The 11,060-nt window shown below is 68.1% G+C and carries 9 protein-coding genes; 5 read left to right on the forward strand and 4 right to left on the reverse strand.

Annotated elements, in window-relative coordinates; translation table 11 throughout:
• Window positions 1–78 precede the first annotated feature (78 nt).
• Window positions 79–495: a hypothetical protein gene (locus AC1D2K_RS19415; protein WP_478090465.1), complete on the reverse strand. Its 417-nt coding sequence runs from the start codon at window positions 493–495 to the stop codon at window positions 79–81.
• 197 nt (window positions 496–692) lie between these two features.
• Between AC1D2K_RS19415 and AC1D2K_RS19420 the strand changes: the two genes are divergently transcribed.
• A complete protein-coding gene (locus tag AC1D2K_RS19420; protein ID WP_478090466.1) occupies window positions 693–1,958 on the forward strand; it encodes a cation:proton antiporter in 1,266 nt (421 codons plus the stop codon).
• A 28-nt stretch (window positions 1,959–1,986) separates the two neighbouring features.
• On the opposite strand, the gene AC1D2K_RS19425 is transcribed toward AC1D2K_RS19420, so the two are convergent.
• Window positions 1,987–3,948, reverse strand: coding sequence for an alkyl/aryl-sulfatase (locus AC1D2K_RS19425; protein ID WP_478090467.1), 1,962 nt, complete (start codon window positions 3,946–3,948; stop codon window positions 1,987–1,989).
• A gap of 31 nt (window positions 3,949–3,979) precedes the next feature.
• Window positions 3,980–5,590 carry a GMC family oxidoreductase gene (locus AC1D2K_RS19430; RefSeq protein WP_478090468.1) on the reverse strand — a complete coding sequence of 537 codons (1,611 nt, stop codon included), beginning with the start codon at window positions 5,588–5,590 and terminating at the stop codon, window positions 3,980–3,982.
• A 126-nt stretch (window positions 5,591–5,716) separates the two neighbouring features.
• Between AC1D2K_RS19430 and AC1D2K_RS19435 the strand changes: the two genes are divergently transcribed.
• The 4 genes from AC1D2K_RS19435 (at window position 5,717) to AC1D2K_RS19450 (ending at window position 9,831) form a co-directional block, all read left to right on the forward strand.
• Window positions 5,717–6,676, forward strand: a complete 960-nt coding sequence (locus AC1D2K_RS19435) for a LysR family transcriptional regulator (protein WP_478090469.1) — start codon at window positions 5,717–5,719, stop codon at window positions 6,674–6,676.
• Between the two features lie 257 nt (window positions 6,677–6,933).
• Entirely contained in the window at window positions 6,934–8,766 is a 1,833-nt protein-coding gene (locus tag AC1D2K_RS19440) for an ATP-binding protein (protein ID WP_478090470.1), read from the forward strand.
• Window positions 8,767–8,774: 8 nt separating this feature from the next.
• Window positions 8,775–9,389: a response regulator transcription factor gene (locus AC1D2K_RS19445; protein ID WP_478090471.1), complete on the forward strand. Its 615-nt coding sequence runs from the start codon at window positions 8,775–8,777 to the stop codon at window positions 9,387–9,389.
• Window positions 9,390–9,474: 85 nt separating this feature from the next.
• Window positions 9,475–9,831: a hypothetical protein gene (locus AC1D2K_RS19450; protein WP_478090472.1), complete on the forward strand. Its 357-nt coding sequence runs from the start codon at window positions 9,475–9,477 to the stop codon at window positions 9,829–9,831.
• 13 nt (window positions 9,832–9,844) lie between these two features.
• Here AC1D2K_RS19450 and AC1D2K_RS19455 read toward each other — a convergent pair whose 3' ends face one another.
• On the reverse strand, window positions 9,845–10,924 hold the full coding sequence (locus tag AC1D2K_RS19455) for an AraC family transcriptional regulator (protein WP_478090473.1): 1,080 nt from the start codon (window positions 10,922–10,924) through the stop codon (window positions 9,845–9,847).
• Window positions 10,925–11,060 lie beyond the last annotated feature (136 nt).

The raw sequence follows: 11,060 nt of genomic DNA on the forward strand, positions 1-11,060 counted from the left end.
ACGCAGCACCACGTACGTGGGAGGCCGGCCCGGGACGCGAACACCTGCTCGGCCGCCGCATGCGCCGTCGGCCTGCGGCTAGCGACGGAATCCGACGAATGCGGGGCCGCCCCAGCCGCCCCAGCCGCCCCAGTCCATGGAATTCATCTCGTTCATCTGGGCGGCCTCGAGATTGTTGTTGCTGAGCTGCTTGGCGACGCGCAGCCGCTGGTAGTCCTGGTACTGGGGCAGTCCGCCGACATAGGCGAGGTTGTTCATCGAATCCGGCAGGACGTAGTAGGTGGCGCCCTGGTAGGTGACGGGCGACACCTTGTCCTTGGGGAGCTTCGCGAGCATGGCCTGCTGGTCCGGCTTCGTGGGCGTGATGACCTTGAAGCCGGCGGCAATGGCAAGATTGTCATTGCTGAGCGCCGTGTTGCTGGTGGCGCAGCCGGCGACCAGCACGAACGAAGCCGCGACGGTCAGGTATTTCAATGCGTTGAATCGTTGAGTCATGGTCGTTCACCCAGTGAATAATTTTGAGATGGTCGGCCGGCCCACGCGCCGGCGTCAATCCCGGCAACTACTCAAACCACGTACGTGGACGCGCCGCGCCGACGAGCACGTACGTGGCCGCACAGGGGCCGCGGCTGGCGAAAGCGCGCTCCAATGGGTCCGGGTGCATGGCCGCACTTCGCCACCGGAGAGACGTCATGTCGGTCATCGAAATTGTTCATCGGGCCATCGATCTCCTCCCCTCGCTCGCCCGCTTCGCGGTCATGATGGCGCTGATCCTCGCCATTCCACGCATCTCGCGGGTCCTTCGCATTCCGACGGTCGTGGGATTGCTGTTGAGCGGCGTGCTGCTCGGGCCGCACATGCTCGATGTCTTCCCGCGCGAGCATCCGGTGTCCGCATTCTTCTCCGAGCTCGGCATGCTGCTGCTGATGTTCTTCGCCGGCTGGGAAATCGATCTGGACCTGTTTCGGCAGAAGATCTTCCGCTCGATCGTGTTCGGCGTGGCCACGACCACCCTGCCGCTGCTTCTCGGCACGCTGGTCTCCCTGTGGCTCGGCTACGCGGTCCTGCCGGCGATCGTCATCGGGTCGCTGCTCGCCTCGCACACGCTGCTGGCACTGCCGATCGTCACCAGCCTGGGCGTGCAACGCCAGGAAGCGATCGTGGTCGCGGTCGGCGCGACGATGATGTCGGACACCCTGTCGCTGCTCGTGTTCGCGGTCTGCGTGCCGATGTTCGTCAGCGGCTTCTCGGCGTCGGCGCTGATCCTGCAGGTCGCCGAGATCGTGGCGTTCGTCGTCTTCGTGCTGGCCGGCTTGAGCCGTGCGGCCGGCTACATCTTGAAGAAGGTGGAGAACGACGAGGAGACGTACTTCGTCCTGATGCTCGGCATTCTGGCGCTGACCGCGCTGCTCGCCCAGTACATCAACCTGCCGGGCATCGTCGGCACGTTCATGGCGGGGCTCGCGGTCAACGCGGCCGTGAAGGACAAGCCCGCCAAGTCCAAGCTGGAATTCATGGGCACCACGCTGTTCATTCCGGTCTTCTTCGTCGTCACCGGCTTCCTGATCGATCCGTTCGCACTCGCGCGCAGCCTGTCGGCAGACGCCCTGCTGGCCGTCGGGATCATTGGGGCCCTGCTCCTGGGCAAGTGGATCGCCGCGGAATCCTGCGGGCGGGCCTTCGGCTATGCGCCCGCCGCGCGCAGGACCCAGTGGGCGCTGACCCTGCCCCAGGTCGCCGCGACGCTCGCGGCCGCCCTGGTGGCGACCAAGACCTTCAACGCCGCGGGGCAGCCCTTGCTCGACGCGCGGATGTTCAACGGCGTCCTGCTCATGGTCTTGGCCACCTCCATTCTCGGGCCGCTGCTCGTGCAACGGTTCGCGCCAGCCATGCGGACCGCGCGAGAGAACTCCCGCCCCGGCGGCGCCGGCGCCCGCGACGGGTCATCCGGCGCCTGAGGCCTGAGGGCGGAGCGACCGCAAGGGATCACCGGGTCACGATCGGGAAGGTCCCCGGCGCCTTGTCGATCAGCGACAGGAAGCGCACGAGGTCGATCTTGCTGCCGTCGACCGACAGCTGGTCCGACAGCAGCGTGTCCTTCACGCCCGCGGTGCCGGCCATCATCTTGACGAAGATCGGCTTGGTCAGCGTCAGCGTGGCGTTGGCGTCGGCCGCCGGCGCGGCCTTGCGGTGGTGCAGCACCGAGTTCTCGAGCCAGAGCTGGAAACTCTCGCCGGTGTCGCTGAAGACGAGGTTGATCTTCGTGTCCTTGCCCTCGGCGGCAGGGCCGTCGAGGCCGGCCGCCATGGCCTCGAGGAAGCGCTCGACCGGCGTGTGCGTGAGCATGTCGACGAAGCCCGAGCGATCGACCCCCTTCGTGGGCGGCCCCTGGCGCAGTTCCGCCGCAGCGCTCAGGTAGCTGTTGCGCCAGGTGGCGGCCTCGGCCACGTAGCCAAGCTGTTCGTAGGTGCGCGCGAGCAGCTCGCGGGCGGCCTTGTCGCCGCTGTCGGCGAACACCACATGGTTGAGCAAYTCGGCMGCCCACCGGTAGTCGCCCTTGTCGAAGGCGGCATGTGCCGCCTGCAGGGCACGATYGGCGCCGCCGGCCAGCGCCACGTAGCGCTTGGCCGACTCCTGCGGCGGCAGCGGATCGAGGTTCGCCGGATTGCCGTCGTAGGCGCCGAGGTAGAACTGGTAGACCGCCTTGACGTTGTGGCGCAGGTCGCCGTAGTAGCCGCGCGCGCCGAAGTGCGTCTGCAGCGATTTCGGCAGCTTGATCCGGTCGGCGATCTCCCGCGGCGTCAGGCCGGCATTGATCAGGCGCACCGTCTGGTCGTGCGTGTACTTATAGACGTCGCGATGCTTGGTGATGAAGTCGACGATGCGCTGGTGGCCCCAGATCGGCCAGTTGTGCTGGCCGAAATAGACCTCGGCGCCGTCGAGCTGGTCGAGCGCCTGCTGCATGTAGTCGGCCCATTTCAGCGCATCGCGCACCTTGGCGCCGCGCACCGGCAGCAGGTTGTGCATGGTCTGCGCCAGGTTCTCCGCGCCGCCATAGGCCTTCAGCGCCGGAATCGAGAAGGTCATCTCCGCCGGCGCCTCGGCGCCCGGCACGTTGTGGAAGACGAAGCGCACGCCGTCGAGCGTCATCTCCTCGGTCGGCTGCGTGACCAGGACGGTCGGCTCCAGGATGCCGAAGGTGCCATAGCCCACCGCCTTGCCGAGGCCGGTGTCGACCAGACCCTTGGGCGAGCGCTCGAGCTCCTTGCCGAACTGGTAGAACGAGCGCCGACCCATGGCGGTGCCGACCATCACGTTCTCGCTGGTCGCCTCCTCCATGAATCCCGCCGAAGCGACGATCGGCACCTTGCGAGTCGCCGCCTCCTCGGGCGAGATCACGCCCAGCGCACCGCCGAAATGGTCGATGTGGCTGTGCGAGAAGACCACCGCGCTGACCGGCTTGTCGCCCAGGTGCTTGCGCGCGAAGGCCAGCGCCGCGGCGGCGGTCTCCCTGGCCGTCAGCGCGTCGATGACGATCCATCCGGTCTTGCCCTCGACGAGCGTCATGTTGCCCACGTCGAAGCCGCGCAGCTGGTAGAGGCCGTCGGTCACCTTGAACAGCCCGATCTGCGCGTTCAGCTGGGCATGGCGCCACAGGCTGGGGTTGACGGTCGGCGGCGCGGCGCCATCGACGAACTTGAACGCATCGAAGTCGATCAGCACGCGGCCGTCGGGGGCCGTGATCTTGCCTTCGGGGCGCGCGATCAGGCCCCGTCGGGCGTCTTCGAACGCCTGTCGATCGCCGAGCGGCAGGATTTCTTCGAACACCGCGTTGGCCGCGACGGTCGGGGCCGTCGCATCGCCCGTGGGAGCGGCGTTGCGTGGGCCGCAGGCCGCCAGCATGAGAATCAGCGCCGCCGCGAGCGGCGCCTTGAGAGTTGGCTTCATGGGAGAGTCTCCGGGGTCTGGGGTCTGTCTGTCAGTGCGGATGCGCGGTCAAGGCATCGGCGCGGATCATCTCGGCGGCCTTCTCGCCGATCATGATGGTGGGGGCGTTGGTGTTGCCGCCGACGATCGTCGGCATGATCGAGGCGTCGGCGACGCGCAGGCCGGCGATGCCGCGCACGCGCAGCCGCGCGTCGACCACGGCCTGATCGTCCGAACCCATCCTGCAGGTGCCCACCGGGTGGTACTGGGTGTCGGCGCGGGCCCGGATATCGGCGACCAGCGCCTTCGTGTCGCCGGCGGCCACCGGGTACAGCATCGCGCCGCGGATGCCGTCGAAGGGGGCCGATTCGACAATGCGCTGCTGCGCCTGCGCGCCCTTGACCAGCAGCGCCAGGTCGCGCTCGTCCTCGAGAAAACGCGGGTCGATGCGCGGTGCCTGGGCCGGATCGAGGCCCGCGAGCTCGACACTGCCCCGGCTGTGCGGCCGCAGCACGTCGACATGGCAGGAGATGCCATGCCCCAGGTGCTGCTTGCGCGCATGGTCGTCGGCGATGGCCATCACGAACACCAGTTGCAGGTCGGGCACCTCGACCTCGGGGGACGAGCGCAGGAACGCGCCCGACTCGGCGATCGAGCTCGTGATGCGGCCGGTGCGCTTGCGCTTCCATTCGAGCATCGCCGCGCCGACCTGGAGGCCGCCGCGCAACGAGACGCCGAAGGTGCGGCTGTCGCTGCGGGTGCGCCACGTCTGCACGTAGTCGATGTGGTCCTGCAGGTTGCGCCCGACGCCGGGCAGGTCGCGCTGCACCGGAATCCCCATCTGCTGCAGATGGCCCCCGGGACCGATGCCCGACAGCATCAACAATTGCGGCGAACCGAACGCGCCGGCGCTGACGATGACTTCACGCCGCGCCCTCAACTGCTGCGTCGCGCCGCCGTGCAGGTACTCGACGCCGACGGCGCGGCCCGACTCGAGGACGATGCGCGAGGCCACGGCATGGGTCACGACCTGCAAGTTGGGCCGCGCAAGGTGCGGGGTCAGATAGCCCTTCGCGGCACTGCAGCGCTCCCCGTTGCGCTGGGTCACCTGGTACATGAAGGCGCCGAACGGGTCCGGGACGTTGTAGTCGGCGATCGTCGGCACGCCCTGCAGTGCCGCGGCCGCGAGGAAGGCCTTGTTGATCGGGCTGGGACACTGCAGCGCCGCCACGTTCAGCGGGCCCCCCTGGCCATGCCAGGGCGTGCCGCCGAACTGCTCGTTGTGCTCGGCCTTGCGAAAGAGGGGCAGCACCTCGTCGTAGGCCCAGCCCGCATTGCCGAGGCCGGCCCAGTGGTCATAGTCATGGCGGTGCCCGCGCACGTAGAGCATGGCATTGATCGAGCTGCTGCCGCCCAGCGTCTTGCCGCGCGGCTGATAGCCGCGGCGGCCACCCAGGCCCGGCTGCGGCACGGTCTGGTAGGCGTAGTTGTGGATGCGCGTGGGCACCATCGCCACCACGCCGGCCGGCGCGTGGATCAGCACGCTCTTGTCCGGCCCGCCCGTTTMCAGCAGGGCGACCGAAACGCCCGGATCCTCGCTCAGGCGCGAGGCGATCACACATCCGGCCGATCCGGCCCCCACCACCACGTAGTCAAATTCCATCGTTGTCTCTCATCGTTTGTGCCGGCGCATGGATCACGGGGGCCGGTCCGTGGACCCGAAGAATGCCGAAGGGAGATGCATCCGTCCAATGCATAATCAGGAGCCACTCATTGCGTGGAGTGCATAGTGAACCTGCGACAACTCAGTCATCTGATCGCGCTCGCCGAAGAGGGGCGCTTCGTCGCGGCGGCCGACAAGGTTCATCTCAGCCAGGCGGCCTTCAGCCGCAGCATCCAGTCGCTGGAAGAACACTTCGGCCTGCGGCTGTTCGAACGGGGTCCCCAGGGCGCGACGCTGACGCCGGCCGGCCGAACCCTGGTCGAGCGCGCGCGACGCCTGGTCTTCGACAGTCGATGCCTGGAACGCGACGCCCAGTTGCTGCGCCAGGGCGAACTGGGCGAACTCTGCATCGGCATGGGGCCCATACCCGCCGCCATCCTGGTGCCGAGGCTGCTGGCCGATTTGCGCCGCAAGGCCCCGCAGGTGATTGCGCGCGTGCGCAGCGGCAACGTCGACAGCCTGCTCGCCCTGCTCCTGGCCGAGTCGATCGACTTCTTCGTCGCCGATCCGCGTCTGCTCGTTCGCGATGCCCCGCTGGACATGGTGCCGATCATGAAGATCGCCGGGGCGCTGTACTGCCGACCCGACCACCCCTTGCTGCGGGACAAAAGGGCGACGCCGGAGAGCCTGCGCCGCCATGGCATCGGCATGGTCTCGACCAAGCCGGAGCTGTTGTGGATCGTCGCGCAGGCCCTCGGCTTCGAGGATCCCGGGAGGTTTCCGCTGGCGGTCGAATGCGACGACCTGCCCACGCTGGCCAGGCTGGCCCTGGAGGGCGACCTGCTGGCCTTGCTGCCGCACGGGCTGGCAACGGTCCTCGGCATCGACTTGCGTCCGGTACGCATGATCGCGGCCGAAACGACGCTGTTCGCCGATGTTCACGCGATCTGGCTGAAGGGCCGCACCCTCTCGCCCGCGGCCGATCTGGCGATTCGCGAGTGCCAGGCGCTGGGCGCGGACTGGCCCGGTCTGTCCCCGGCGCCTGCGGCGACCCCGCACACATCAAGCTCGTCGCACTCGTCTTGACACGGAAATGTGACAACCCGATGACCGGCGTCGCTCCCCGTCGACGACTGTCGCCATATCCCGAAAGCCGGGTTGACGGTGCGCAAACGAAGTGGCGATGATGCGAATGCGTCGCGATGCATCCGGATCCGATCGGAAATCACCGCAATGCCGCGAGGAGCCTCGGACGTGATCGATCGCGACGGCTCCGGCGCCCCGGGATGGCACGGGGATCATCACGCCGACACACAAGGAGGGTTCCCGCCACGGGCGCCGATATGACGGCCTCAGTCCTTCCATGGGCCTCGCGCCCGCCTCCTCGCGACCTGCAGGGCCTGCTGCGCTTCGAGCGCCTGCTGTCGGACCTGTCGGCCACCTTCGTGGCCGTGCCGCTGCACGACATCGACCGCGCCATCGAGGACAGCCTCGCGCGCATCGTGAAGGCCCTCGACATCGACCGGTCGACGCTGACGCGCGTGTTCACGCTGACCGGAAGCGCCCATGTCACGCATTCGTTCTCCAGGGAAGGCATCGCGCAGGTGCAGCACTGCCTCGACGTGCGCGATTCGAATCCGTGGGCGCTTTCGATGGCGATCGCGAACAGGCCGGTCGCCTTTTCGCGCCTCGACGACCTGCCGCCGGAGGCCCGCGTCGACAAGGAGAGCTGGCGCCGGCTCGGCCTGAAATCACACGTCATGATGCCCATCATGGTGGCGGGGCATCTTCAAGGTGCCCTCATCTTCGGCTCCGTTCGGTGCGAGCGCGAATGGTCGGACGAACTTCTCGAGCGGATGCGTCTGCTGGCGGAAATCCTCGGCAGCGCCCTCGCACGCAAGCGCGCGCAGGAAGAACTCGAGCTCGCAATCGGCTTCGAGCGGCTGGCCAGCAGCATCCTGGCCTCCCTGGTGCTGGCCAGACCGGACGAGCAAGGCGAGGCCGTGTTGCACGGATTGCGCGAGATCGGCGAATTCGTGGGTGCCGAGCGGGTCGCCCTCTGGCCGGGGATCGACAGCGACGGGCGCTACGAGCCGGCGCGGCATTGGCATGCCGTAGGGTTCGCGGCACCGCCGGGCACGCACGCAACGGGTTGCCTGCCGTGGCTGGGCAGCCGCGTGGCTGCCGGCCGGGTGGTCCGGCTGACCGGTCTCGCCGAGCTCCCTGCCTCGGCGCATCGGGACCGCGACACCTTGCAGGCACTGGGCATCCGCTCGTTGCTCGTGGTGCCGGTCGCGGGGGAACAGGCGGGCGCCCTCTCGATCGCGACGGTCCGGCGTGAACATGCCTGGCCCGACGCGCTGCTCCCCGGGGTCCAGCTGCTGGCTGAAGTCTTCGGCAGCCTGCATGCCCGCGAATCTGCCGAGCGCCGCCGGCTGGCCGCGGAAGTCGAGGCGGCGCACTGGCGCGAACGACTGGCGCACCTGGTGCGGGTCCACACGGCCGGAGAAATGTCGGTCGCACTGGCCCACGAGATCACACAGCCGCTGGGTGCGATCGAGAATTACGCGCTCGCCGCGCGACGCCGCGCGGGCGAGCGATCGCCCGACATGGTCCGTGTCACGGAACTGCTCGACAAGGTGATCGGCCAGTCGACGCGCGCCGGCGATGTGGTGACGCGAATGCGCAGCATGGTGCAGCGCCACGAACTGGACCCGAAGCCGATCCGCATCGACCAGGCGGTGCGCGAATGCGTCGGCATGGTGAAGCTGGATTGCGATCTTCGCGACATCCGCATCGAGTTGCCGCCGACGGGCCCCCTGCCCGTGGTGGTCGTCGACGAAATCCATGTGCAGCAGGTGGTCCTGAACCTGCTGCGCAATGCGATGGAGGCGATCGAACTGGCGCCGCCCGCCGGTGCCCGGGAGATCAGCATCGCCATCCAGGCCGGCGAACACGACGAGGTGCGGGTCGATATTTCCGACCGCGGCGTCGGCATCCACGAAGGCGACCTGGAGCGCGTCTTCGAATCCTTCTATTCGACCAAGTCCAGCGGTCTCGGGGTGGGCCTGGCGATCTGCCGCAAACTGATCGAGGCCCATGGCGGCAAGCTCTGGGCCTCGCACAATCCCGGCGGCGGGGCGGTGTTCAGCTTCACCCTTCCGCGGCTCCCCTAGCCCACGCCATGGACGAACCGACTGTCTTCATCATCGATGACGACGAGGCCTATCGCGACTCGGTGCGCGAACTGGTGAACTCGATCGGCCTCGCCACCGAGGTCCACAGCTCGGCGCTGGAGTTCCTCGGGACCTTCGATCCGTCGCGGCCCGGCTGCCTCGTGCTCGATGTGCGCATGGCGCGCATGAGCGGGCTCGCGCTGCAGCAGCGCCTGGTCGCGATCGGCGCGCGAATCCCGATCGTCTTCATCAGCGGCCATGGCGACATCACGATGGCGGTCAAGGCGGTCAAGGACGGGGCCGTCGACTTCGTACAGAAGCCCTACCGCGAGCAGCAGTTGCTGGACGCGATCGACGAGGCCTTGCGCCGTGATGCCGGCATGCGGGCGGCGCCGGCCGCCGATGTGCATCAGGGCCTGGCCAAGCGGATCGCCGCCCTGACCGATCGCGAACGCGAGGTGATGTCGCTGGCGCTCAAGGGCTTGCCGAGCAAGGTCATTGCCAAGGAGCTCGCGATCAGTCACCGCACCGTGGAGCAGCATCGCAGCCGGTTGATCGAGAAGCTGAAGGTGAATTCCATCACCGATCTGCTGCGATTGAATCTCGATGCGCCGGACGAATGAGCAGCCGCCGCCCGCCATCCCTGCAGCCACTTGGAACCACGTACGTGGTGAAGGCGGTGGAGACAACGGCCAGGCCCGCCATAGAATGGCCCTGCTCCTCGCACGCCTTATGTCACGACATCGTTTGAGTTTGAAGAAGCCGCTGCTTGCCGCGATGGTTCTCGCGAGCGGGTGGAGTTCGAGCGCCCTGGCCTTCGATGATTTCGAGGGCACGTACGTGAGCGGCGACACCACGATCACGTGGCGAGCGGGCGGCCGTTCGGGCAACGAGTTCCTGTCCAGTCGCTGTCCCGACAAGAAGTTTCGCCACCGCACGCAGCCGGGCGACGCCCATAAAGGCAAGGACTACGCCGTCAAGTCAGACTTCGGGTTCACGAAGCTGGTGGTCACCGGCTCCAGCAAGTGCCTGCCTCCAGGCACCTACCCGCGCGCGGGTCCGTAGGCGCCCCGGCGCTTCAGCCCCGAGGCGCGCGGAAGTACGCCGGGGTCTGGCCGGTCCACTTGCGGAACGCCTTGCGGAAGTTGGACGTATCGGCGAAGCCGCTGCGCTCCGCGATCTCGTCCACCGACAGCTCCGTGCGCTCGAGCAGTTCGATGGCCAGGCGCTTGCGGATGCCGTCGATGATGTCCTGGTAGCACGTGCCTGCATCGACCAGGCGGCGATGCAGCGTGCGCGTCGACACGTGCAGCCGGCTGGCCATCTCGTCCGCCCGCGGCATGCCGCCCGCGCCACGGTTGAGGCAGGCTTCCTTGATCGACTTGACCAGGGTGTCCTCGCCGCCGATGGCTTCGAGCATGCGGGCGCAGAAGTCGGTGGAGAGGCTGGCCGTGAGGGGGTTGGCGTTGGGCAGCGGGAGCCCCAGCAGGCTGGCGTCGAAGTGCATCTGCATGACCTTCGCCTCGAAGCTCACCGGGCAATTCAGAATCTCGGGGTAGCGGCCTGCACAGGCAGGTGCCGGATAGGGCAAGAGCATGCACCGCGGCTGGAACGGTCGCTCGAGCACCCGCCCCAGCAAGGTCAGGATCGAGCTGAACCAGAACTCCGTCGCCAGCGGCAGCAGGTGCCCGAGGTCCAGCACATCCCGCCCTTCGAAGATCGCCAGTTCGCCCTCGACGCGGAACCCTTTCTCCAGCACAGGTCCCGCGAGCCGGACGTGCCGGATGCCGAAAGCCACCGCATCGGCCAGGGTCGCGCTGCTCAGCAGCACATAGCCGAAGACACCAAAGTCCGGAATCCGCTGCCGCTGCCCGGCCAGCAGGCCGATGGCCGGGTCCGGCGACAGGCGCTGCACGTTGTCGAACAGCGCCACCTTCTGGCGCTGCGACAACCGCGCGTTGTGGTCCGTGAGGGCCAGCGGCGAGATCCCCGTGCCTTCGAGCACCGCAGCCGCGTCGACGCCCAGCGCCGCCATCGTCTCGACCAGCGCGGGCAGGCCCAGCGTGCTCTCGGTCGGCGTGTCGAGGTCGCCGCGGCCGTGGCGATGCACCAGGGGCGAGAGGGCCGGGGACGGGCGGGCAGTGGACTTGCTGGGCACGGGGTCTGCTTGGAGGGTTGGCAGATTTTCACCCGAATCTGGCGAGCCGCAACCTGGGCGCCGAGGCCCGGCCCGCCTACAGTCGAGGTCGATGCAGGCGGCGCCGACCCGGGCGCCCATCCAATCACCTGGAGAC

It is taken from the genome of Variovorax sp. P1_H12_2 (genome assembly GCF_056405335.1).

What these genes read in the sequence shown, in the direction of transcription:
- AC1D2K_RS19445 (WP_478090471.1), top strand. Translation starts at nt 8,775, where the DNA reads ATGGACGAACCGACTGTCTTCATCATCGATGACGACGAGGCCTATCGC.
- AC1D2K_RS19415 (WP_478090465.1), bottom strand. Translation starts at nt 495, where the DNA reads ATGACTCAACGATTCAACGCATTGAAATACCTGACCGTCGCGGCTTCG.
- AC1D2K_RS19450 (WP_478090472.1), top strand. Translation starts at nt 9,475, where the DNA reads ATGGCCCTGCTCCTCGCACGCCTTATGTCACGACATCGTTTGAGTTTG.
- AC1D2K_RS19420 (WP_478090466.1), top strand. Translation starts at nt 693, where the DNA reads ATGTCGGTCATCGAAATTGTTCATCGGGCCATCGATCTCCTCCCCTCG.
- AC1D2K_RS19440 (WP_478090470.1), top strand. Translation starts at nt 6,934, where the DNA reads ATGACGGCCTCAGTCCTTCCATGGGCCTCGCGCCCGCCTCCTCGCGAC.